General features: G+C 71.0%; 17 protein-coding genes. 13 read left to right on the plus strand and 4 right to left on the minus strand.

What is annotated here, in order from left to right; all coding sequences use genetic code 11:
- Window positions 1–46 precede the first annotated feature (46 nt).
- The 3 genes from KBX34_RS05760 (at window position 47) to KBX34_RS05770 (ending at window position 2,975) form a co-directional block, all read left to right on the plus strand.
- Window positions 47–1,684 carry an ABC-F family ATP-binding cassette domain-containing protein gene (locus tag KBX34_RS05760; protein WP_210923617.1) on the plus strand — a complete coding sequence of 546 codons (1,638 nt, stop codon included), beginning with the start codon at window positions 47–49 and terminating at the stop codon, window positions 1,682–1,684.
- A gap of 38 nt (window positions 1,685–1,722) precedes the next feature.
- Entirely contained in the window at window positions 1,723–2,031 is a 309-nt protein-coding gene (locus KBX34_RS05765) for a hypothetical protein (RefSeq protein ID WP_088950315.1), read from the plus strand.
- A 218-nt stretch (window positions 2,032–2,249) separates the two neighbouring features.
- Window positions 2,250–2,975, plus strand: coding sequence for a methyltransferase domain-containing protein (locus KBX34_RS05770; protein ID WP_088950316.1), 726 nt, complete (start codon window positions 2,250–2,252; stop codon window positions 2,973–2,975).
- A gap of 17 nt (window positions 2,976–2,992) precedes the next feature.
- Here KBX34_RS05770 and KBX34_RS05775 read toward each other — a convergent pair whose 3' ends face one another.
- Entirely contained in the window at window positions 2,993–4,000 is a 1,008-nt protein-coding gene (locus KBX34_RS05775) for a LacI family DNA-binding transcriptional regulator (RefSeq protein WP_210923618.1), read from the minus strand.
- Window positions 4,001–4,146: 146 nt separating this feature from the next.
- Here KBX34_RS05775 and KBX34_RS05780 point away from each other — a divergent pair, with 146 nt between their 5' ends.
- The 5 genes from KBX34_RS05780 to KBX34_RS05800 are packed head-to-tail and all read left to right on the plus strand — an operon-like array spanning window position 4,147 to window position 9,914.
- Entirely contained in the window at window positions 4,147–5,661 is a 1,515-nt protein-coding gene (locus KBX34_RS05780; RefSeq protein ID WP_210923619.1) for an alpha-N-arabinofuranosidase, read from the plus strand.
- 59 nt (window positions 5,662–5,720) lie between these two features.
- Entirely contained in the window at window positions 5,721–7,052 is a 1,332-nt protein-coding gene (locus KBX34_RS05785) for an ABC transporter substrate-binding protein (protein ID WP_210791003.1), read from the plus strand.
- A 6-nt stretch (window positions 7,053–7,058) separates the two neighbouring features.
- Complete coding sequence (locus KBX34_RS34185) at window positions 7,059–8,024, plus strand: carbohydrate ABC transporter permease (RefSeq protein ID WP_210791005.1); 966 nt, start codon at window positions 7,059–7,061, stop codon at window positions 8,022–8,024.
- A 10-nt stretch (window positions 8,025–8,034) separates the two neighbouring features.
- A complete protein-coding gene (locus KBX34_RS05795) occupies window positions 8,035–8,892 on the plus strand; it encodes a carbohydrate ABC transporter permease (protein ID WP_210923620.1) in 858 nt (285 codons plus the stop codon).
- Complete coding sequence (locus tag KBX34_RS05800) at window positions 8,889–9,914, plus strand: glycoside hydrolase family 43 protein (protein WP_210923622.1); 1,026 nt, start codon at window positions 8,889–8,891, stop codon at window positions 9,912–9,914. The genes KBX34_RS05795 and KBX34_RS05800 overlap by 4 nt, the downstream gene beginning before the upstream one ends.
- A gap of 50 nt (window positions 9,915–9,964) precedes the next feature.
- On the opposite strand, the gene KBX34_RS05805 is transcribed toward KBX34_RS05800, so the two are convergent.
- Entirely contained in the window at window positions 9,965–11,461 is a 1,497-nt protein-coding gene (locus KBX34_RS05805; protein WP_210923624.1) for an amino acid permease, read from the minus strand.
- A gap of 206 nt (window positions 11,462–11,667) precedes the next feature.
- Between KBX34_RS05805 and KBX34_RS05810 the strand changes: the two genes are divergently transcribed.
- Window positions 11,668–13,335, plus strand: a complete 1,668-nt coding sequence (locus KBX34_RS05810; RefSeq protein ID WP_210923626.1) for a glycoside hydrolase family 10 protein — start codon at window positions 11,668–11,670, stop codon at window positions 13,333–13,335.
- A 180-nt stretch (window positions 13,336–13,515) separates the two neighbouring features.
- Entirely contained in the window at window positions 13,516–14,055 is a 540-nt protein-coding gene (locus KBX34_RS05815) for a phospholipase (protein ID WP_210923628.1), read from the plus strand.
- A 133-nt stretch (window positions 14,056–14,188) separates the two neighbouring features.
- Here the strand turns inward: KBX34_RS05815 and KBX34_RS05820 are convergent, their stop codons facing one another.
- Both KBX34_RS05820 and KBX34_RS05825 read right to left on the minus strand, forming a co-directional pair.
- Window positions 14,189–17,029 carry an adenylate/guanylate cyclase domain-containing protein gene (locus KBX34_RS05820; RefSeq protein WP_210923630.1) on the minus strand — a complete coding sequence of 947 codons (2,841 nt, stop codon included), beginning with the start codon at window positions 17,027–17,029 and terminating at the stop codon, window positions 14,189–14,191.
- A gap of 152 nt (window positions 17,030–17,181) precedes the next feature.
- A complete protein-coding gene (locus tag KBX34_RS05825) occupies window positions 17,182–17,397 on the minus strand; it encodes a zinc ribbon domain-containing protein (protein ID WP_088950326.1) in 216 nt (71 codons plus the stop codon).
- A 55-nt stretch (window positions 17,398–17,452) separates the two neighbouring features.
- Between KBX34_RS05825 and KBX34_RS05830 the strand changes: the two genes are divergently transcribed.
- The 3 genes from KBX34_RS05830 (at window position 17,453) to KBX34_RS05840 (ending at window position 23,276) form a co-directional block, all read left to right on the plus strand.
- Window positions 17,453–18,811, plus strand: a complete 1,359-nt coding sequence (locus KBX34_RS05830) for a lytic transglycosylase domain-containing protein (RefSeq protein ID WP_210923631.1) — start codon at window positions 17,453–17,455, stop codon at window positions 18,809–18,811.
- Window positions 18,812–18,886: 75 nt separating this feature from the next.
- On the plus strand, window positions 18,887–19,903 hold the full coding sequence (locus KBX34_RS05835) for a GNAT family N-acetyltransferase (RefSeq protein WP_210791434.1): 1,017 nt from the start codon (window positions 18,887–18,889) through the stop codon (window positions 19,901–19,903).
- A gap of 94 nt (window positions 19,904–19,997) precedes the next feature.
- Window positions 19,998–23,276 carry a lamin tail domain-containing protein gene (locus tag KBX34_RS05840; RefSeq protein WP_210923633.1) on the plus strand — a complete coding sequence of 1,093 codons (3,279 nt, stop codon included), beginning with the start codon at window positions 19,998–20,000 and terminating at the stop codon, window positions 23,274–23,276.
- Window positions 23,277–23,289: the final 13 nt, after the last annotated feature.

Here is a 23,289-nt window from a genome sequence, read left to right on the forward strand (position 1 = left end):
GCTGCCGGCCGCTCGTATGCGCGGGGCCGGATAGGCTGCCGTCCTGATGAGCGCCACGATGATCGTCAAGGACCTGGCAGCCGGGCACGGCGACCGCCCGCTTTTCGCCGGATTGGACCTGGTGGTCGCCCCCGGTGACGTGATCGGCCTGGTCGGGCCGAACGGGGCCGGCAAGTCGACGCTGCTGCGTACCCTCGCCGGGTTGCTGCCGGTCGAGGCCGGCACCGTGCGACTCAGCCCGCCCTCCGCGAGCGTCGGGCACCTGCCGCAGGAGCCGGACCGGCGGCCGGGCGAGACGGTACGGGACTTCCTCGCCCGACGGACCGGGGTGACCGCCGCGCAGGCGGCGTTGGACGCGGCGACCGAGGCGTTGACCGCCGGGGCGGCGGGTGCTGACGACGCGTACGCCGACGCGCTGGAGCGCTGGCTCGCCCTCGGCGGCGCGGACCTGGACGAGCGCGCCGAGCAGGTGAGCGCCGACCTGGGGCTCGCGGTCGACCTGGACCACCCGACGACCGGGTTGTCCGGCGGTCAGGCGGCCCGGGCGGGGCTGGCGTCGCTGCTGCTCAGCCGCTACGACGTGTTCCTGCTTGACGAGCCGACCAACGACCTGGACCTGGCCGGGTTGGAGCGCCTGGAGGAGTTCGTCACGGGGCTGCGCGCCGGCACGGTGCTGGTCAGCCACGACCGCGAGTTCCTCACCCGCACGGTGACCCGGATCCTGGAGTTGGACCTGCCCCAGCAGCAGGTGCACCACTACGGCGGTGGCTACGCGGCCTACCTGGAGGAGCGCGAGGTGGCGCGCCGACACGCCCGCGCGGACTTCGAGGAGTACGCCGACACCAAGTCCGGCCTGGAGGCGCGGGCCCGCACCCAGCGTGGGTGGATGGAGAAGGGCGTGAAGAACGCCCGCCGCAAGGCCACCGACAACGACAAGATCGGCCGCAAGTTCCGCAGTGAGTCGAGCGAGAAGCAGGCCGCCAAGGCCAAGCAGACCGAGCGGCTGATCGAACGGCTCGACGTGGTCGAGGAGCCGCGCAAGGAGTGGGAGCTGCGGATGGAGATCGCCGCCGCCCCCCGCGCCGGCGCCGTCGTGGCCACGCTGCGAGGTGCGGTGGTACGCCGAGGCGGGTTCACCCTCGGCCCGGTCGACCTCCAGATCGACTGGGCGGACCGGGTGGCGGTGACCGGGGCGAACGGCTCGGGCAAGTCCACCCTGCTGGCCGCGCTGCTGGGGCGGCTGCCGCTGGACGCGGGCACCGCCACACTCGGGCCTGGCGTCGTGATCGGCGAGGTGGACCAGGCCCGAGGGTTGTTCCTCGGCGACGCGCCGCTGATCGACGCGTTCCACGCTGCCGTACCCCACATGTCGCCGGCGGACGCGCGGACCCTGCTGGCCAAGTTCGGGCTGCGTTCGGCGCACGTGCCGCGACCGGCGGCCACCCTCTCCCCCGGCGAGCGGACCCGGGCGGCGCTGGCCCTGCTCCAGGGTCGGGGGGTCAACCTGCTGGTGCTGGACGAGCCCACCAACCACCTGGATCTGCCCGCCATCGAGCAGCTTGAGTCGGCGCTGGCCAGCTACCCCGGAACGCTGCTGCTGGTCACCCACGACCGGCGGATGCTGGCCGCGATCGAGACGAACCGGCGGCTCCGCGTCGACGGCGGGCGGATCGCCGAGGATTGATCCGTGCCGGCGGGCCAGCGCGGGGTGAGAATGACGCCATGCTCAAGTGGGAGTACGCCCTGCTGGTCCGCCGCCGCCAGGCCGCGACCAACGACCTCGGCTGGGAGGTCGTCTTCGTCTGGTACGGCCCGGACGGCTCGATGGTCGACGTGACGCCGTACGGCGACACTGCCCTGGCCCACCTGAACCGGGCCGGTGACCAGGGCTGGGAGTTGGTCGCGATGAGCGAGGACCCGTCCCTGCCCGGCAACAACGAGCTGCACCGCTATCACCTCAAGCGGCCGAAGCCGGCCGAGCCGCCACCCCGCCAACGGATGCGCGGCGGTCGCCGTACCCTCTCGGGCTGACCCGAGCCGGCTGGCCGGCTCGGCCCGTGCCGGCGGTGGCTCCTTTGAGCGTGATGCCACACAGTCATCTTGATGCCTGTGTGGCATCACGACGGTTGCCGTCCTGCCCCGCGTCCTGCGACACGCCCATGGCCCGCCGCGCCGGGGCAGGCGACGACGCGGACGAGTGGGGCATACCGGGCGCGATTGCGGGTATCGCGCGGCGGGAGGTGGCCCGAATGGTCGCTTTGGCACTGACTCCGCCCTCGGCCGACCGGCTGCGGGCGATCGACGATTCCCTCGCCCAGGCATGGGCGGACCAGGCTCGACACGACGACCGGCTGCGGGGCCTCGCCGTGGAGGTGCGGTTCGACCGGGGGGTGGCCCATCTCAGCGGAGACGTCGCCGAACCGAGCCAGTTACGGCTGGTACGGGACCTGGTGGGCCGGCTGGCCGGCGTCTACGGCATCTGGTGCCGGGTCGGCATCGGTGGGCGGGCGCCGGTGGTCGTGGACCTCGGTTGCGGGCCGACCAAGCAGTGGTCGAGCAACCTGGGGCTGGACATCTATCCGGCGCCGGGGGTGAACGCGGTCGCGGACCTGTCCGGCTCGCTGCCACTCGCGGACAACTCGGTGGACGTCCTGTTCGCGGTGCACATCCTGGAGCACCTGATCGACTTCCTGCCGCTGGTGGACGAGTGTCACCGGGTGCTGCGGCCGGGTGGCGTGCTGCACGTGATGAGTCCCTGGTGGGGGCACGTGAACGCGGTGGCCGACCCGACCCACGTCCGGCTGATGGACGTGCAGACGTTCAAGGGGATCTGCCAGGGCCGCCCACCGGGCACCCCACGGTGGTATCCCCTGCACGCCGGCTGCGACGGCGCCTCGATCTTCGCCGACCTGACTCCGCTCCCACCGGACGCCGACACCGCCCCGAAGTCCCACCTGGCCCGCTTCTTCGACTGACCGGCCGGGCGACCGGCTTACTGGGTCCGGGTGGATTCGCGGATTTCCAGGCGGTAGGGGGCGGAGACCTCCTTCGCCGGGGCGGTGCGGTCGCCGTCCAGGCGGTTGGCGAGGAGTTCGACCGCCAGTTGGGCGATCTTCTCCTTGTCCGGGGCGACGGTGCTCAGGGTGGGGATGGAGAACCGGCCGTCCTCGATGTCGTCGAAGCCGACCACCGCCACGTCCTCGGGCACCCGCAGACCCGCCTCGTGCAGGGCGCGTAGGGCACCCAGGGCGAGCGTGTCGTTGAAGCAGAAGACGGCGTCGGGGCGTACGCCGGAGGTGAGCAGGCCCTGCATGGCGGCCGCACCGTCGGCGCGGTGCCAGGCCGACGCGGGCGCCACCAGCGCTTCGTCGTAGTCGAGCCCGGCGGCGCGCAGCGCGTCGGCGTAGCCGGCCAGGCGCAGCCGGGCGCTGGCGCCCTCGTCGGTGCGCTGGGAGCCGATGGCAGCGATCCGGCGGTGGCCGAGCTGGATCAGGTGAGCGGTGATCTCCCGGGCCGCGGTCACGTTGTCGATCACCACTCGGTCGGCGGGGCCGTGTTCGACCCGCTCGCCGAGCAGCACCATGGGTGTGCCGTCCAGGCCGGTCAGGTCCTCGGCGGTCAGCGCCAACGGGCTGAAGATGAGCCCGTCGATCAGGTGGTCGGTGATGCCGGAGGCGACCACCCGTTCCTGCTCGCGCCGACCGCCGGTCTGGTCGATCAGCACCGTCCAGCCGTAGGCGGCGGCGGCGTTGACCACGTAGCGGGCCAGCTCGGCGAAGTACGGGATGTCCAGTTCCGGAACGGCCAGCGCGATCACGCCGGTGCGGCCCTTGCGAAGGTGGCGGGCCGAGAGGTTGGGCCGGTAGTTGAGTTCGGCGATCGCCTCCTCGACGCGGGCACGGGTGTCCGGCCGAACGTGCACGTAGCCGTTGACGACGTTGGAGACGGTCTTCACCGACACCCCGGCCCGTTCAGCCACGTCCTTGAGCCTGTGTCGCACTCCGCAACCTCCCCGATGTAACCCAGCGCACCATACCTCGTCATCAGCTCTTTACAACGTTGCCTACAACGTTGTAGAAACGATGGACACCGGGTGAACGGTGACCGCGCTCACCCGGCATCGGCACGAGGAAAGGTGGCAACCCCTTGCGGACCGCGCAGCTGACGATCGACCCCGCCTTCTCCATCGGCCCGGCCGACCGACGCCTCTTCGGCTCATTCGTCGAGCACATGGGGCGGTGCGTCTACGGCGGCATCTACGAGCCCGGCCACCCCAGCGCCGACTCCCGGGGCCTGCGCCGCGACGTGCTGGACCTGACCCGTGAGCTGGGCGTCTCGGTGGTCCGCTACCCGGGCGGCAACTTCGTCTCCGGCTACCGCTGGGAGGACGGGGTCGGCCCCGTCGGCAACCGGCCCCGCCGACTCGACCTGGCCTGGAAGACGATCGAGACCAACGCGTTCGGGCTGGACGAGTTCATGACCTGGGCCGCCGAGGCCGGCGTCGAACCGATGATGGCGGTCAACCTCGGCACGCGCGGGGTCCAGGAGGCACTGGACCTGCTGGAGTACGCCAACCACCCGGGCGGCACGGAGCTCTCCGACCTGCGGCGCAAGCACGGCGCCGAGGACCCGTACGGGGTGCGGCTGTGGTGCCTGGGCAACGAGATGGACGGCCCGTGGCAGGTCGGCCACAAGACCGCCGACGAGTACGGCCGCGTCGCCGCCGAGGCCGCCCGCGCGATGAAGATGATCGACCCGTCGATCAGCCTGATCGCCTGCGGCAGCTCCAACCGGCGGATGCCCACCTTCGCCTCCTGGGAGGCGACGGTGCTGGAGCACACCTACGAGCACGTCGACTACATCTCGGCGCACACCTACTACGACCCGTCCGACGGCGACCAGGCCAGCATCCTGGCCTCGGCCGTCGACATGGACAACTTCATCACCGAGGTCGTCGCGACCGCCGACCACGTGGCCGCCAAGCAGCGGCACAAGCGCAAGCTGAAGATCTCCTTCGACGAGTGGAACGTCTGGTACGAGTCTCGCCTCCAGGCCGACCTGGACCGGCGCGGCTGGGTCGAGGCTCCGGCGCTGATCGAGGACGACTTCACAGCGGTCGACGCGGTGGTCGTCGGCGACCTGCTGATCACCCTGCTGCGCCACGCGGACCGGGTCGGGGTGGCCGCGCAGGCCCAGCTCGCCAACGTGATCGCGCCGATCCGCACCCGCAACGGCGGCCCGGCCTGGCGGCAGAGCATCTTCCACCCGTTCGCGCTGACCGCCCGGTACGCCCGGGGCACCGTGCTGCGCACCGACCCGGTGTCGCCGCGCTACGACACGAAGAAGTACGGGGACGTGCCGGTGCTCGACACCGTCGCCGTGCACGACGAGGAGACCGGCGAGTTGACCGTCTTCGCGGTCAACCGGGGCTCCACCGATCTCCCGATGGAGATCGATCTGCGCGGGCTGCCGGGTATGTCCGGCCTGTCCTTCCAGAACATCGCTGCCGGGTCTGACCCGTCGGCGACGAACACCGAGGCCGACCCCGACCGGGTGACGCCTCGGGACCTTCCCACCCCCACCCCCGACGGCGGCCGGTGCACAGTGCGCCTGCCCGCCGTGTCCTGGAGCGTGCTCCGCTTCGGCCCGGCCAACGCGTAGGTGTCACACCGGTTCTGAGCAGGCACAATTCATCCGTCCCCCACAAGGAGAGATAAAGCATGATCCAGAACGACATGAGCCGGCGTCGCCTGCTCGGCCTCGGTCTCGGACTCGGCGCCGCGGCCTCGCTGACCCTCGCGGGCTGCGGTGGCGGCGACGACAGCGCCTCCGGCCCGGCCGCGGGCAACGGGGGCAAGGAGTACACCGGCCCCAAGGTGGACCTGAAGCTGTGGAACGGCTTCACCGGCGGTGACGGCGAGATCTTCAAGGCGCTGGTCAACCAGTTCAACACCGAGCACAAGAACATCGCCGTGTCGGTGGCCACGTACCAGTGGGAGGACTACTACAACAAGCTCCCCGGCGCGGCCTCCAGCGGCAACGGCCCGGACATCGCGGTCATGCACATGGACCAGCTCGCCACCTTCGCCGCCCGCGGCGTGATCACCGAGCTGGACGACGTCGCCAAGAACCTGGAGCTCGCCGAGGGCGACTTCGCCCCCACCGTGTGGAAGGGCGGGCTCTACAACAACAAGCGGTACGGCATCCCGCTGGACATGCACCCGCTGGGCTTCTACTACAACAAGTCCGTCATGCAGAAGGCCGGCCTGGACCCGAACAAGCCGCCGACGACGAAGGACGACTACGTCGCCGCGCTGACCGAGCTGAAGAAGGCCGGCATCCAGGGCTTCTGGGTCAGCCCGTTCCAGTTCACCGGCGGCATGACCTTCTACTCGCTGCTCAACCAGTGGGGCGCCACCCTGTTCGACGCCGAGGTCGCCAAGGCCACCTTCAACTCGGACCCGGCGGTCGAGGCGTGCACCTGGCTGGTCGACATGATCAAGCAGGGCTTCTCGCCGGCCAACGTCGGTCAGGACGCCGACTACCTGTCGTTCAAGAGCGGCAAGAACGCCTTCACCTGGAACGGCATCTGGCAGATCAACGATCTGAAGAAGAGCCCCGAGGTGCAGTGGGGCGTCGCTCCGCTCCCCCAGATCGGCAGCAAGCCGGCGGCCTGGGCCAACTCGCACAACTTCACCATCGTGAAGCAGCGGGCCAACGACGCCAACAAGGTCTCCGGTGCCAAGGTCTTCATCAACTGGCTCAGCGAGCACTCGCTGGATTGGGCGAAGGGCGGCCAGATCCCGGCCCGTAAGGCCGTCCGCGAGGGCGCCGAGTTCAAGGCATTGCCGGAGATCTCGTCGCTCGCCCCCGAGCTGGAGTACGCGGCGTTCCCGCCGGCGGCCCCGGGTCTCGGCGAGGTCATGACCACCTTCTACAACTCCTTCAACGAGGCCGCGCTGGGCAAGAAGTCGCCCAAGCAGGCGCTGGACGACGGTGTGGCGAAGGCCAACAAGCAGCTCGAGGACAACCGCAAGAAGTACGGGAGCTGATACCCCGTGGCGGACGTGATCGAGGTCGGGGCGGCGCGCGGTGACGCGCCGCCCCCGGCGGCCAGGGCAGCCCGCCGGGCCGCCTCGGCGGGTCGGACCGGACGGGCGACGCCATATCTGTTCCTCGCCCCCTACCTGGTCCTGTTCGGGGTGTTCGGCCTGCTGCCGATCATCCTCGGCCTCTGGCTGAGCGTGCATCAGTGGGACTTCCAGCTGCCCAACCGGCCGTTCGTCGGGTTGGACAACTACAAGCAGCTCTTCTCCAGCGACTCCGCCGTCTACGGCGACTGGTGGCAGAGCATCCGGGCCACCGCGATCTTCACTGTGCTGTCGGTGCCGCTGCTGGTGGTCGTACCGCTGGGGTTGGCACTGCTGCTCAACCGGTCCTTCCCGGGCCGGACGTTCTTCCGGGCGATCTACTTCGCTCCGTACGTGCTGGGTGTCGCGGTGATCGGCCTGCTCTGGCGGTTCCTGCTCGACGCCAACCTGGGCCTGGTCAACCGGCTCCTCGGCGTGGTCGGGTTGCCGTCGGACACCCCCTGGGTGACCAACATGCCGTGGGCGTGGATCTCGCTGGTCGGGGTGACCGTCTGGTGGACCTCCGGCTTCAACGCGGTGATCTACCTGGCCGGCCTCCAGGACATCTCGCCGGAGCTGTACGAGGCGGCCCGGATGGACGGCGCGAACGCGTGGCAGCGGTTCCGCAACGTCACGCTGCCCGGGCTGCGGCCGGTGCTGCTCTTCGTGATCACGACGACCGTGCTCGCCTCGGCGAACATGTTCGGCCAGTCGTTCCTGATCACCCAGGGGACGCCCGGCACGGAGACCCGCACTGTGGTGTGGTTCATCGTCGAGGAGGGCCTGCGCAACAACAACGCCGGTCGGGCCGCCGCGATGAGCATCGTGTTCGCCCTGCTGCTGGCGGTCGTGAGCATCGCCAACTTCCGCCTCTTCCGCTACAAGGAAGACTGAGGGGACCGCCATGACGACGCCCGCGCCGACCACCGACGGCTCCGCACCGGGGCTGCGCCGGGTCGGGCTCTACGCCACCCTGGTCGCCCTGGCCCTGATCTTCCTGGTCCCGCTGGTGTGGATGGTCATCACCTCACTGAAGACCTACACGGCCGCCCAGCAGATCCCACCGAGCTGGCTGCCGAACCCGCTCGCCGGTTACGGCTACGAGCAGATCCTCAACAACTCGGCGAACCCGGTGCTGCGCTGGTTCCTCAACAGCATGGTGGCCGCCACGCTGCACTCGGCGTTGGTGCTGGTGACCGCCTCGATGGCCGCGTACTCCCTGGCCCGGCTGAAGTTCCGGGGTCGCGGGGTGACCTTCGCACTGATCGTCGGGACGCTGTTCATCCCGCCGACCTCGCTGATCATCCCGAACTTCCTGATCGTCGACCAGCTCAACTGGATCGACACCCTCGCCGTGGTCGTGGTGCCCGGCGCGGCCAGCGCGTTCGGGGTGTTCTTCCTGCGGCAGTTCTTCCTCTCCCTGCCGAACGAGCTGGAGGAGGCCGCCACGCTGGACGGCGCCAACCAGTGGCAGATCTTCTACAAGGTGGTGCTGCCGCTGTCCAGGCCGGCGCTGGCCACCCTGGCCGTGCTGTCGTTCCTCACCAACTGGAACGACTTCCTCTGGCCGATCTTCGTGCTGTTCAGCCCGGAGAATCTCACCCTGCCGCCGGGCCTGGGCCTGCTCCAGGGCTCGTACGTCACCGACTACCCGGTGATCATGGCGGGCGCGGTGCTGGCCAGCGTGCCGGTGCTGATCCTCTTCGTGCTGGCCCAGCGGCACATCATCCAGGGTGTCTCCCGCAGCGGTCTGAAGGGATGACGCGTACGACCGCCCGGCGACGTGGCGCGGCGGCGAGCGTTCTCGCCGCCGCGTTGCTCGTCGCGGGCTGCTCCGACGGCACCGAACCCACCCCCACGAGCAGCGGGAGCGACTCCAGCGTGTTCACCAACCCGGTCGTGAAGACCGACGCCCCGGACCCGCAGGCGATCCAGGTGGGCGACACCTGGTACCTGTTCCACACCAACTCCGGCGGCCGCAACGTCCCGGTGCTCACCTCGACCGATCTGGTCGACTGGACCGAGGCCGGGGATGCCCTGCCGACGCTGCCGGACTGGGCGGACGCCGGGAAGACCTGGGCACCTGAGGCGATCCAGCTCGCACCGGAGGTGTTCCTGCTCTACTACACGGTCGCCGGCCGGGAGTCCGGCCGGCAGTGCGTCGGGCGGGCGGTGGCGAGCGCGCCGCAGGGGCCGTACTCCGACGACGCGGCCGGCCCGCTGATCTGCCAGGCCGACCTGGGCGGGGCGATCGACGCCAGCCCGTACCGGGACACCGACGGCAGCCTGTGGCTGTTGTGGAAGAACGACGGCAACGCCATCGGGGTGGACACCTGGCTCTGGTCGCAGCGCCTCGCCGACGACGGCCTGACCCTGGTCGGTGAGCCGACGAAGCTGCTGAAGCAGACCGAGCCGTGGGAGGGCACTCTGATCGAGGGGCCGTTCTTCCACCGTCAGGACGGTCGGCTGCTGCTCTTCTTCGCCGCCAACGCGTACGACCGTGCGGAGTACGCCGAGGGCTACGCGGTCTGCGAGGGCCCGGCCGGCCCGTGCGTGAAGGCAGGCGAGAACCCGATCCTGAAGAGCAACGAGGCGGCCTCGGGCCCCGGCCACGCGTCGATGGTGGTCAAGGATGGGCGAACCTGGCTGCTGTACCACGCCTGGCCGCCGGGCCAGGAGGGCAGCACCGACCCGGGTCGGCAGGTGTGGCTCGACGAGGTGACCTGGGCCGACGGCAAGCCGGTCGTCAAGGGCCCGACGGCCACGCCGCAGCCCCGCCCCTGAGCTGGCCGTGCGGAAGGGTCCCGAAGCTGGGGCCCTTCCGCACGTGTCGGTCAGGCGGTCGGTTCGCGGGGGGCCGGGGCAACCGCCGGTTCGTGCTGGGCCAGCCGGTTGCGGCGGTGGCCGTAGCCGAAGTAGATGACAGCGCCGAGCAGCATCCAGGCCAGGAACCGCAGCCAGGTCTCCACCGACAGGTTGAGCATCAGGTAGAAGCAGGCCAGCGCGGAGACGACCGGCAGCACCGGGGAGAACGGCACCCGGAACGGCCGCTCCAGGTCGGGGCGCTTGCGACGCAGGATCGGCACCGCGACCGACACGAGCACGAACGCGCAGAGCGCGCCGATGCTGACCAGGTCGGCCAACGCGGACAGCGGCAGGAAACCGGCCAGCAACGCGACCGCCACCGTCATGATCGCGGAGATCCGGTACGGGGTGCCCCAGCGCGGGTGCACCTTCGCGATCGAGGGCGGGATCAGCCCGTCCCGGGCGATGGCGAACCCGATCCGGCCCATCGCCACCAGGTCGACGAGGATGACGCTGGTCAGGCCGGCGACCGCGGCGATGGAGACCAGCACCGCCGCCCAGCCAGCGCCGACCGACTCGAACGCCGACGCGATAGGGGCACCGCGGTCGATCTCGGTGTACGGCACCATCCCGACCACCACGAGCGAGACACCGATGTAGAGCACTGTGGAGATCAGCAGCGTGCCGAGCAGACCCAGGGTGAGGTCCCGCTTGGGCTTCCGGGTCTCCTCACCCAGGTTGGCCACGGCCTCGAAGCCGGTGTACGCGAAGAAGACCACCGCGGCGGCGCTGAGCACCCCGACGAAGCCGAAGACCGACGGCTCCAGCCCGAAGAGCGCCTGCGTGACCGGCTGCTTGATGCCGTCGTCGCCGCTGCCGGCGGGCTCGGCCGGTGGGATGAACGGGGTGAGGTTCGCGGCCTTGACGAAGAAGAGGCCGGCGACCACCACGAAGACGCAGATGGCCACCTTGACCAGCACCAGCAGGTTGGTGATCCGGGCGGATTCCCGGATGCCGACGATCGCGACGATGCCGAGGATCAGCACGATGGCGATGGCGCCGATGTTGACAGTGCTGCCCTCCTCGCCGAACCAGCGGGTCGGCAGGTCGAGCAGTTCGGCCAGGTAGCCGGACCAGCCGCGGGCCACCACGGCGGCGCCGAGCGCGAACTCCAGCAGCAGGTCCCAGCCGATGATCCAGGCGACGATCTCGCCCATCGTGGCGTACGCGTAGGTGTAGGCGCTGCCGGCGGTCGGCACGCTGGAGGCCAGCTCGGCGTAGCAGAGTGCGGCCAGCAGGGCGACCATGCCGGCGATGGCGAAGGAGATCACCACGCCCGGACCGGCGCTGTCGCGGGCCTCGATTCCGGTGAGGGTGAAGATGCCGGTGCCGATCACGATGCCGATGCCGAAGCCGGTGAGGTCGATCGCACCGAGCCGCCTCTTCAGCCCCAGCTGGCCGTCGCTGCCGTCCGCCTCACCTTGAGCTATCACGTCCTTGATCGGTTTTGTGCGCAGCACGGACATGCGCTCACCCCTCCCACCACCGTGCGACCACCCCCGTGGCGGCCGGTGACCGGCGTTGCTACCCAGCGACGGGAATGGTCAACCACGAGCCCTTGCGGTAACGGCCCGACTGTGAAAATTTCCTACCAGCGGTAGATAGCCGTCGGCGAATCTTGCCGAGGGTGCCGCGCTCATCACACGGGAGCCCCAACGGAGGGACACACCGCATGAAGCCAACTCGCCTCGCAGCCGCCGGGCTGATCACCACCCTGCTCGGCAGCCTCGTCGCCGCCGCCCCCGCGAACGCGGCGCCCGACACGGCCAGCGCCACCAGCACCTCCAGCATCAGTTGCACCACCGACCCCGCCACACCGAAGCGGCAGTTCCGGGCCATGTGGATCTCCTCGGTGGTCAACATCGACTGGCCCAGCAAGGCGTCCCAGACCAGCCCGGACCGGGTCGCCGCCCAGCAGGCCGAATATCGGGAACTGCTCGACCTCGCCGAGCGGCTGAACCACAACGCCGTCGTGGTGCAGGTCCGACCGACCGCCGACGCGCTCTGGCCGTCGCCGTACGAGCCCTGGTCGGAATACCTGACCGGCACCCGTGGACAGGACCCGGGCTGGGACCCGCTGGCGTTCCTGGTCGACGAGTCGCACAAGCGCAACCTGGAATTCCACGCGTGGTTCAACCCGTACCGCGTCTCCATGCCGGCCCCCGGCGGCGCCGGCGCGGACCTCAACCTGCTCGCCCCCGGCCACCCGGCCCGGCAGCACCCCGACTGGACCTTCGCCTACCCGCCGGCCGGCGTGGCCGGCAGCCGGCTCTACTACAACCCCGGAATTCCCGAGGTACGTGAGTTCGTGCAGACCGCGATGATGGACGCGGTCAGCCGGTACGACGTCGACGGCGTGCACTTCGACGACTACTTCTACCCCTACCCCAGTGGCAGCTACCAGGTGCCCGACGACGCCGCCTTCGCCGCACACAACCGGGGCTTCACCGACCGGGCGGACTGGCGGCGGGACAACATCAACCTGCTGATCCAGGAGATGAACGGCAAGATCAAGGCGGCGAAGCCGTGGGTGAAGTTCGGGGTCAGCCCGTTCGGCATCTGGCGCAACCAGACCGCCGACCCGCTCGGCTCGGACACCACCGGCAGCCAGTCGTACGACATCATCTCCGCCGACACCCGCAAGTGGGTCAAGCAGGAGTGGATCGACTACGTGGTGCCGCAGCTCTACTGGTACATCGGCCAGTACCCGGCCGCCGACTACGCTCGACTCGTCCCGTGGTGGGCCGAGACGGTGCGCGGCACCCGCGTGCAGCTCTACATCGGTCAGGCCGACTACAAGAGCGGCGACCCGGCGTACGGGCCGTTCTGGCAGAACCCGCGCGAGCTGTCCGACCACCTGACGCTCAACCGGTCGTCCCCGGAGGTGCAGGGCAACGTGCACTTCTCCGCCGTCCAGGTGCGGGCCAACCGCCTCGGCGCCACCGACATCTACGCGGCCGAGCACTACTCCCGGCCCGCGCTGGTGCCGGCCATGACGCACCTGCCGGCCAAGCCACTGCTCTTCCCGGTGGTCACCAAGGCGGCCCGACAGGCAGACGGAGTACGGCTGACCTGGCGCCAGCCGGCGGACGGCGCCGGGCCATTCGGCACCGCCACCTCGTACGCGATCTACCGTTTCGACGGCACCACAGTGCCCGGCCGGTGTGGCACGGCGGACGCCGCGCACCTGGTCGACACCGTCCGGGCCACGCCCGGCGGGGCACAGTCCTGGGTGGACACCTCGGCCGTGCCCGGTAAGCGCTACACCTACCAGGTGACCGCGCTGGACCGGTCGGCCAACGAGAGCCCGGCCAGCCCGCCGGCATTCGTCCTGCGCTGACCCGGTTCCGCCGAATGCCCCGGGCGCCTCGTGCGCCGGGGCATTCGTCTGTTTGAACGCATGTCACCAATAGTTGGCGAGGCACATACCGGCCAGTTGATCAGTTGATCGAAACTGATCGACATCCGGTGACCCGCCGGTAACTTCCGTCCCACCCGCCCACCCCCGCGGAGGTAACCCGTGCCCCGACGTCTCGCCACCCTGTTCGCCTCGGGCGCGCTCGCGCTGCTCGCCACCCTCGCCATCGCCTCCCCCGCCGCCGCCGTCACCCCCGCAGAGAAGCTGTCCGTGCTGTCCAGTTGGACGCAGACCAGCGCCTCCAGCTACAACGCCTGGAACAGCGCCCGGGTCAACCGGGCCCCCTGGGCCGAGTACAACTTCAACTGGTCCACCGACTACTGCTCGTCCAGCCCGGACAACCCGCTCGGGTTCACCTTCAACCTGGGCTGCTACCGGCACGACTTCGGCTACCGCAACTACAAGGCGCTCGGCCAGTTCCCCGCCAACAAGTCCCGACTGGACAGCGCCTTCTACGAGGACCTGAAGCGCGTCTGCACCACGTACAACGCAGTCGTCCGACCGGCCTGCTACAGCCTGGCCTGGACCTACTACCAGGCGGTCAGCGTCTTCGGTTCCGTGGCGGCCGTACAGCAGGCCGACATCGACCGCGCCGCCCGAATGAAGGCCAAGGCCGAAGCCGCAGCCGCCGCCCGCGCCTAACCCCCCAACCCCCCCAACCCCCACCCCCTTGGCGGCGTTGATCAAGAGGTTTCGGTCACCGGGAGCCTGTTTCCTGACGCAAATCTCTTGATCAACAAAGCTGAGGGGTGGGGGTGAGTAGGGCCGGGTGGGGTTAGGCGCGTTCGGTTCGGGTTGCCGGGTGGCGGTCCGGGTCGGCGGGTCGACGGGGGGTTGGCTGGGACAGGCCGGTGCTGAAGCGGGTCGAGTCGGCCGCCAGGTCCGGGTGTTCCACGTCGAGTGCCAGCGCCGCCGCCTCGTCCAGCCCCAACTCGGCACCCTCGCCGTACGCGTCGTCGAAGGCCGCGTCGCCCAGCACCGTACGCAGCTGCGCCTGCTGCTCCGCCCAGTAGCCGCCGTAGATGCCCGGGGTCGCCCGCATGCTCGCCCGGGTGGCCTGCGCCGCCCCGAACAGGCGAGCCGCGGTCAACCGGTCCCCGCCGATGGCGCAGCGCACCGCGACCGCGTTCAACGTGTCGCACGCTCGGCCGTGGTAGCCGTGACCCATCCGGGAACGCAGCGCCACCAGCAGGTGCTCGTGTGCGGCGACGACGTCTCCCCGGGCAAGCGCGACCATCCCGAGCAGCATGTCCACCGAACGCCGACCCCGCTCCACAGGCCGGGCCGCCTCCACCGGGCGGACCGCCCCGAGCAGGTCGGCCGCCTCCTCCAGGGCACCCCGCCGCCACAGCAGCTCGGCCAGGCTGAACACCGCGAACAGTGCTTCGCCGACCACGTCCTGCCCGTGCGCCCAGTCGATGACCTCCCGGCACACCCGCTCGGCCTCGACGAACTGCCCCATGTCCACCAGTGGCGCGGCCCGGCCGGCGAGCACCCGGGCCAGCAACCCGGCGTCACCGGCCTGACGGGCGGCTGCCTCCGCGCGCTGGGAGTAGCGCAGCTCCTCCGCGAACTCGCCGTCGGCACCGGCGTGCAGCGAGTGCATGTGGTACGCCGCCGCCAGCTCCGCCTCCGGGATCCGCTCGCCCGTTTCGGCGATCCGCCCGTACAGCCGGAACAACCACAGCCGCCCCTCCCGGGCCAGGCCCCGCTCAAGCCACCACTGGTCCAGGCCACCAGCCAGACCGAGACCGGCACGGGCACTGCCACCGGTGGCGCACCATCGCAGCGCGGCGCGCAACTCCCCGGCCAACGGGTCCAGGGCGTACAACGACAACGTGACGGGCCGGCCGTCCTGGCCCAGGTGTGCCTGGCCCAGCGCATGCGCCGACCAGGCCACGTGCCGGTTCCGGGCGGCCTGCTCCTCACCCGCCTCGGCCAACCGCCGCGCCGCGTACGCCCGGATGGGGTCGAGCATCCGGTAGGTGCTGCCCGCCGCACGCGGCTCGGCCAGGACCATCGATTTGTCCACCAGCACCGACAGCGGGTCCAGCGGGTCGTCGCCCAGCAGCCACTCCACCGTGCCGAGGTCAACGGGCCCGGCGAAGACCGCCAGCCAGCGCAGCAGGCGGGCGGCCCGGGGCCCCAGCGTCCGGTACGACCAGGTGACGGTGGCCTGCATGGTCAGGTGCCGCTCGGTGGCCGAGCGATGCACCGCCCTGGTCGCCGGGCTGGGCGGTGTCGCGCCGGCCGCCGCCGCGACCAGGTCCACGGTGTCCTGCTGGTTGCCGGACCAGCCCCGCTCCACCGGCGGCGGCTCCGGGTCGTCCCGGCCGGCGTCCAAGGTGCCGAGCACGTCGTCCAGTCGCTCGGCGAGCTGGCCGACGGAGAGCACCCGCAGTCGGGCTGCGGCCAACTCGATGGCGAGCGGCAACCCGTCGAGCCGCTGCACCACCCGGCGCAGATCGGCCGACTCGGCCGGATCCGGCTGCCGGCCGCCGCGCGCCGCCGCCGTCCGGTCCAGCAGGAGCGCCACCGCGTCGCTCTCCGCGCCGTCCGGCCGTGGGTCGACCGAGAGAGGCGGGATCCGCCACACCACCTCGCCCGGCAGGCTGAACGACTCCCGACTGGTGGCCAGCACCCGTACGCCGCTCCCACCGGACAGCAGCCGCGCGATCACCTCCGCGCAGGCGGCCGGTTGGGTGTCGCAGGTGTCCAGTACGACCAGCATGCGGCGGTTGGCCGCGTACTCGACCAAGGTGTCCAGCATCGGCCGGCCCGGCTCGGGTCGCAGGCCGAGCACCGCGGCGACCGCGAACGCCACCAGCCCCGGGTCGGTCACCGCGGCGATGTCGACGAACCAGACCCCGTCCGGGTACGCCTCGACGACGCCGCTGGCCAGCTCCACAGCGAGGCGGGTCTTGCCCGCGCCGCCCGCCCCCAGCACGGTGACCAGGCGGTGTTGTCGCACCAACAGGCCCAGCTCGACGCGCTCGGTCTGCCGACCGACGAACGAGGTCACCTGGGTCGGCAGGTTGTGCGGCACCGTGTCGGCGGTGCGGGGCCGGGGGAACTGCCGCTCCAGGCCCGGTGCGATGAGTTGGAACAGCCGCTCCCGGTCGTCGAAGCCGCGCAACCGGTGCAGGCCCAGGTCGAGCAGGGTCGCACCGGGCGGCAACGGCTCGGCCCGACGGGCGGTGGACGCCGAGCAGAGCACCTGCCCACCGTGGGCGGCGGCGGCCACGCGGGCGGCCCGGTGCACCTCGGGGCTGGCGTACTCGCCGTCGCGCGGCTCGGCGTAACCGGTGTGCAGGCCCATCCGCACCCTGGGTGCGGCTTCCGCTGTGGGCCAGTCGTGGTTGGACAATGCCCGTTGGGCGGTCAGGCAGGCGGTCAGCGCCGCCGCCGGGTCCTCGAAGGCCAGGAAGAACGAGTCGCCCTCGGTCAGCAGCTCCGCGCCACCCGTGCTGGCCAGCGTCCGGCGCAGCAACCGCCGATGCTCAGCGAGCACCGGTCGGTAGTCCGGACCGAGCAGTTGGGCCAGCCGGGTCGAGCCCTCGATATCGGTGAACACGAAAGTCACCCAACCGCTCGGGAGCTGGATCCGTGGCGACATGCGTGGAACCTCCGCCCGTGACGTCGGATTCATGCTGCCTGAATCCGAGCGATCACGCATCGTGAGAACGGCCGGGCAGGTGCCGCCTCAAGGTGCCACTCGGACCCGCTCCCGGCAAGGACTGTCCACCAGGCGGCGGAGAACTGCCCCGATCAGCAGCCGCAGGCGCCACCGCAGCAGCCACCACCGGCGGGCGCCGGAGCACCACCGGCGGAACCACCCCGGCCGGTGACCGCGACGGCGGAAAGCAGCTTGACCGTGTCGGCGTGTCCCTGTGGGCAGGTGGCCGGCTCACCGGCCGCAGCCATCGAACGGTTGACCTCGAAGGTGTCTCCGCAGGCGCGGCAGCGGAACTCGTACCGTGGCATGGCACCCAGCGTACGTGGATCTGGCATTCGGCGGGGCATGGGTGATACTCGAAGGGTGGTGGACGGTGAGGACGACACGCGTGTGCAACCGTTACGACCGGCCGCGCCGCTGGACGGCCCACTGGAGGGCTCGGGGGCCGCGCCCGATCCGGTGCGCGCGGTGCCCCGTCCCCGCAGGCCATGGCTGAGCGGACGGTCCGGGGCTGGGCCGACCACACCAGCGGCCACACCCACACCGACCGCCCCCGACCCGGCCGCGAAGGTCGAGGCCACCACGGTCGCGGACCCGAAGACCGCAACCCCGAAGACCGCAACCCCGAAGACAGCGGACGCCATGGTGGAGGACGCGAAGGCGGACGCCGTGGCCGACGATGCGAAGGCCGCCGCCGTGGCCACCGCGGATCCGGCGAAGACCATGGTGGACGGCGTACCCGTCGTACCGGCGTCCGATCCCGCCCGGCGGCGGCGGGTGCCGTTCGCGCACGCAATACGGCTGGGGCCACGCCGGGCAGCGGCCTCCGCGGCCCACGCGACCCGCGCCTGGGCTCGTCGGCCGAGCGGTCGACTCACCCTGCCCGGTGTGTTCCTGCTGGCGCTGGTGGCCGCGACCGCGGCGGCCGGTGCGCTGCTCGTGCCGGCCACCATCCGCGCACCACGCCCGGTCGCGGCCGACTCCTCCGCCACGCCGGCCGTACCGCCAGCGGCGCCGTCCGGCTTCCCCACCGGCCCGCTGCCCACCGGACCGGTGCCGACCGGCCCGCTGCCCAGCGGTGGGCTGCCCGGTGGCGGCCTCCCCGGCAGTGGGCTGCAGACCGGGCCCGCCATCGGCCCGGTGGTCGGGGGTCGACCCTCGGACGCTCTGGCCGGTTGGGCTCAGCAGGTCGGTGCCAAGGTCGGTGTCCCCGCGACCGCCATGCAGGCGTACGGGTACGCCGAGCTGGTGCTCGCCCAGACCAACCGCAGCTGCGCGTTGAGCTGGACCACGCTGGCCGCGATCGGCAAGGTCGAGTCGGGGCACGGCTCGGCCAACGGCGCGCGGTTGGGGCCGGACGGCATGGCGCTGCCGAAGATCATCGGGCTGCCTCTGGACGGCAAGGACGGCCGAATGCGGATCATCGACACCGACCGTGGGGCGCTCGACGGAGACCCGGACCTCGACAAGGCGATCGGGCCGATGCAGTTCATCCCGACCACCTGGCAGGAGATCGGCGCGGACGCCGACAACGACGGCAAGAAGGACCCGCACGACCTGGACGACGCCGCCCTGGCAGCGGGAAACTACCTCTGCAAGGGTGGCCGGAACCTGAGCATTCCGGGCGACTGGTGGAACGCGATCCTCTCCTACAACGACGTGCGGCGCTACGCCCAGGACGTCTTCGACACCGCGAACCAGTACGGACGGGCCAGCCGCTAGTGAAGTGATCGTCTCGATACGTTGGAGAACTGGACACTTCCCCCCGGCCTCTGTTAGCGGCAAGCTAGACAGGTGATGGTGCGCGAGTGGGACCCCAGGACCGCGTCGTCCGCCGAGATCGCGTCGCTGCTGGCGACGCTGAACGCGGTCCTGGCGGCCGATCTGCCGCAGGACCCGCCGTGGCGGGAGACCTCGCTGCGGGAATACCTCGCCGAGGTGATGCCCGGCGAGCGGCGGATCTCCTGGATCGCCCAGGCTGAGCCGACCGACCCCGGCGACCCGGGCGCGGTGCTCGGCCAGGTGCACGTGCTGCTCCTCGGTGACATCGGCGTGCTCGAGGTCCTGGTGCACCCGTCCGTGCGGCGCAGCGGTCTCGGTCGTGACCTGGTGATGCGCGCCGCCCGCCGGGTCTACCAGGAGGGCTTCCAGTCGATCGGGGTGGAGGTGGTCGGCGACACGCCGGCAGTGGCCTTCTACGAGTCGCTCGGCTTCGCCCGGGAATACGTGGAGACCCGCAGCGTGCTCGACCTGACCGCTGTCGACTGGGCCGAGCTGGCCGGGATGGCGACCGGCATCGGGGCGGGTTACCACCTGGAGTTCTTCCCCGGCGGGCCACCGGATGACCTGATCGAGGCGTACGCGCGGGCGAAGGCCGAGGTGCGCGACGTCGATGACGGTGAGCTGCGCCCCAGCTCCTACGATCCGGAGCGGCTGCGCGACAGCCTCGACACCCTGCACCGGCGGGGCATGAAGCCGTACATCGTGCTCGCCCGGCACGAGCAGAGCGGCGAGGTGGCCGGCCTTACCGAGGTGGTGGTCCCGGCGCAGCACCCCACCCGTGCCGACCAGTACGACACGATCGTCGCGCAGGACCACCGGGGCTACGGCATCGACCGGGCGATCAAGGCTCGGATGCTGCTGGAGCTGCGCTCCGCCGAGCCGGAGCTGATCGAGGTGCAGACCTGGAACGCGCAGGCCAACGAGGCGATGTTGAAGGTCAACGCGGAGTTGGGTTACCGGTCCGACCGGGACTGGTGCGAATACAGCGTCGACGTCGCTGAGCTGGTGCACCGCCTCGACCCACCCCGCTGAGGGAATTCACGAAACTGTCCACTTGGGGATGGACGGCGGACAGCCGCGCACCTTAACGTGCGTTCGACCCCCATCCACCCATCGTGGAGGCCCTATGCGCCCGCGCCGCTCAATCGCCGCGCTCGCGACCGCCACCGCCGCCGTGACCATCACGGCGCTCGGCGTCGCACCCACCGCGGCCAGCGCCGCGCCCACCGACCTGTTCATTTCGGAGTACGTCGAAGGCTCGTCGAACAACAAGGCGATCGAGCTGTTCAACGGCACCGGCGCCGCCGTGGACCTGACGGCCGGCGGCTACCAGTTGCAGCTCTACTTCAACGGCTCCACCACGGCCACCACGATCCCGCTGACCGGGAGCGTGGCCGCTGGTGACGCGTTCGTGTTCGCGAGCGCCTCGGCCGGGGCCGCCGTCCTCACCCAGGCCGATCAGACCACCGGAGCGAGCCTGTTCAACGGTGACGACGCGATAGTGCTGCGCCGGGGCGCCACAGTGCTTGACTCGATCGGTCAGGTCGGGGTCGACCCGGGCACCGAGTGGGGGGCCGGCACGATCAGCACCGCCGACAACACCCTGCGCCGGCTGCCGACCGTGGCCGCCGGCGACACGGACCCGTCGGACGCGTTCGACCCGGCCGCGCAGTGGGCGGGCTTCCCGGTCGACACCTTCGACGGGCTCGGCGCGCACACAGTTGACGGCGGGGGCCCGGTCGACGTGCCGGCCACGCTGACCTGCGGGGGGCCGTTGGTCACCGCGGCGGGCACGGCCGCGACGCGCGAGGTCACCGCCACCGACCCCGATGACACGGTCGTCGATCTGGCGGTGACGGGGGTCAGCCCGACCCCGACCACCGGCTCGATCACCCGCACCGCGTTCACCCCCGCGGAGGGGTTGGGCGGCACCGCCCGTGCGACGGTCGGCACCAGCGCCGACCTGACCGCCGGGGCGTACACCGTCACCCTGACCGCGACCGACGCGGACGGTGGCACCGCCAGCTGCGCGCTGGTCGTGCAGGTGACCCGGGAGCTGACCGTCGGCGAGGTGCAGGGTTCGACCACCGACGCCGAGTCCGGTCCGAGCGACCGGTCGCCGCTCGCACCGGCGAGCGGCAACGGCACGAGCAGCACGCTGTACGACGTCCGCGGCGTGATCACCCAGTTGACCCTGGCGCGGACCTCGGCGGGGGCGGAGCAGCACGGCTTCTTCCTCCAGAGCCGCACGGGCGACACCGACGGAGACCCGACCAGTTCCGACGGCATCTTCGTGTTCATGGGCACGTTCACCTCACTGGTCGGCGGTTACGTCCCGACGGTCGGCGACGAGGTGGTGCTGCGGGCCCGAGTGTCGGAGTACTTCGGCTTCACCCAGCTCTCCGGCGCCTCACTGGTCCGCCGGATCGCTGGCGGGCTGGCCGTGGACACCGCGGTAGAGGTCACCGACGCGGTGCCACCGGCCGAGGTGACCGACGCGCAGCGTTTCTGGGAGCGGCACGAGGGCGCCCGGATGCGGGTACGCGCGGGCAGCGGCGCGGTGAGCGGACGGGACGTCTTCTCGTCCACTGCCGACGCCGAGCTGTGGGTGGTGGACCGGGACGATCCACTGCTGGACCGCGCCGACCCGTACACCCGGCGGGTCTTCCGTGATTCGCACCCGCTGGACAACGACCCGACCCGCCGTTTCGACGACGGCAACGGCCAGCGGACGCTGCTCGGCAGCATGGGTGTGAAGGCCACCGCCGGGGACAGCGCCGCGCTGCTCCCGCCGGCGCACACCTTCGACACGCTGCGCGCGGACGCGGTGGGTGGGGTCTACTACTCGTTCGAGAAGTACGGCGTCCAGGTCGAGCGGGCGGAGTTCGACGCCGGGGCCGACCCGTCGAAGAACAACCCGCCCAAGCCGGCCGACCGGTCGCAGGAGGTGGCCGTCGCCACCTACAACGTGGAGAACCTGTACGACTACCGGGACGACCCGTTCGACGGCTGTGACTTCACCGGCAATGCCGGCTGCCCGGGCGTCAACCCGCCGTTCGACTACGTGCCGAGCAGTGAGGCGGACTACCGGCAGCAGCTCGGTGCTCTCGCCGACCAGATCGTCAAGGATCTGCACGCACCGGACCTGATCCTGGTGCAGGAGGCCGAGGACCAGGACATCTGCACGGTCTCCGGCACCACGTTGAGCTGCGGTGACACCGACAACGCGGACGGCGCTCCGGACAGCATCCAGGAGTTGGCGCTGGCGGTCGCGGCAGCCGGTGGGCCGGCGTACGCCGCTGCCTATGACCGGACCGGCGCGGACGCCCGCGGGATCACCGCCGCCTTCCTGTACCGCACGGACCGGTTGTCGCTGGCGGCCGCGACGGCGGACGACCCGCTGCTGGGTTCGGCGCCGACCGTCCAGTACCGAGCTGCGGGGTTGCCGGCCAACACGGACGTGCAGAACCCGAAGGCCCTCAACGCGGTGCTGCCGTCGGACGTGGACACGTCGACCGGTCGGGACGGCAGCAATGTCTTCACCCGCGCTCCCCAGTTGGGCAAGTTCACAGTGGCCGCCGCACCCGGCTCGACGGAGCGGTTCACCCTGTACGCGCTCAGCAACCACTACTCCTCGGGCCCGGACAGCCGGGTCGGGCAGCGGCGGGAGCAGGCGCGCTACGGCGCGGCGATCGTCACCGCGATCGAGGCGGCCGACCAGACCGCCCGGGTGGTCTACGGAGGGGACCTGAACGTCTTCCCCCGCCCGGACGATCCCATCGCGACCGGCAGCCAGCCCACTCCCTCGGACCAGCTCGCACCGCTCTACGAGGCGGGCCTGCACAACCTGTGGGACAACCTGGTGGCGGACGTGCCGGCGTCGGCGTATTCGTACAGCTTCGAGGGGCAGGCGCAGACGCTCGACCACCTGTTCGTCAACGACGCGCTCTACGGCGACCTGGTGCAGGTGCGGGCCGCGCACATCAACGCCGACTGGCCGGCGGAGTTCACCGGCGACGGGTCGCGGGGTTCCAGCGACCACGACCCGCAGGTGGCCCGGTTCCGGTCCCGGGCGTCGTTGACCGTCGCCGACACGGCGGTGGTCGAGGGCAACCAGGGAACCAGGCAGCTCACCTTCACCGCCACGGTGTCCCGGCCGCTGTCCCAGCCGGTGCTGCTCTGCGCCACGACGGTCGGCCTCACGGCGCAGGGTGGTGCGGACTTCGACCCGTACGCCGGTTGCAAGGTGTTGGCGGCCGGGCAGACGTCGGTGGCGTTCCCGGTGTCGGTGCGCGGTGACCGTAAGCGGGAGGCGGACGAGAAGCTGACGCTGCTGGTGGCCGGGGTCCCTGGTCTCCGGCTGGCTGACCCGCTCGCGATCGGCACGATCACCAACGACGACTGACGTCGCGTTTTCC

The sequence above is a fragment of the Micromonospora sp. M61 genome (genome assembly GCF_018070245.1).
Taxonomy (GTDB): Bacteria; Actinomycetota; Actinomycetes; order Mycobacteriales; family Micromonosporaceae; genus Micromonospora; species Micromonospora zamorensis.

Coding starts and splice junctions, on each gene's coding strand:
- KBX34_RS05760 (WP_210923617.1), top strand. CDS start 47: ATGAGCGCCACGATGATCGTCAAGGACCTGGCAGCCGGGCACGGCGAC.
- KBX34_RS05765 (WP_088950315.1), top strand. CDS start 1,723: ATGCTCAAGTGGGAGTACGCCCTGCTGGTCCGCCGCCGCCAGGCCGCG.
- KBX34_RS05770 (WP_088950316.1), top strand. CDS start 2,250: ATGGTCGCTTTGGCACTGACTCCGCCCTCGGCCGACCGGCTGCGGGCG.
- KBX34_RS05785 (WP_210791003.1), top strand. CDS start 5,721: ATGATCCAGAACGACATGAGCCGGCGTCGCCTGCTCGGCCTCGGTCTC.
- KBX34_RS05795 (WP_210923620.1), top strand. CDS start 8,035: ATGACGACGCCCGCGCCGACCACCGACGGCTCCGCACCGGGGCTGCGC.
- KBX34_RS05800 (WP_210923622.1), top strand. CDS start 8,889: ATGACGCGTACGACCGCCCGGCGACGTGGCGCGGCGGCGAGCGTTCTC.
- KBX34_RS05805 (WP_210923624.1), bottom strand. CDS start 11,461: ATGTCCGTGCTGCGCACAAAACCGATCAAGGACGTGATAGCTCAAGGT.
- KBX34_RS05810 (WP_210923626.1), top strand. CDS start 11,668: ATGAAGCCAACTCGCCTCGCAGCCGCCGGGCTGATCACCACCCTGCTC.
- KBX34_RS05820 (WP_210923630.1), bottom strand. CDS start 17,029: ATGTCGCCACGGATCCAGCTCCCGAGCGGTTGGGTGACTTTCGTGTTC.
- KBX34_RS05825 (WP_088950326.1), bottom strand. CDS start 17,397: ATGCCACGGTACGAGTTCCGCTGCCGCGCCTGCGGAGACACCTTCGAG.
- KBX34_RS05835 (WP_210791434.1), top strand. CDS start 18,887: ATGGTGCGCGAGTGGGACCCCAGGACCGCGTCGTCCGCCGAGATCGCG.
- KBX34_RS05840 (WP_210923633.1), top strand. CDS start 19,998: ATGCGCCCGCGCCGCTCAATCGCCGCGCTCGCGACCGCCACCGCCGCC.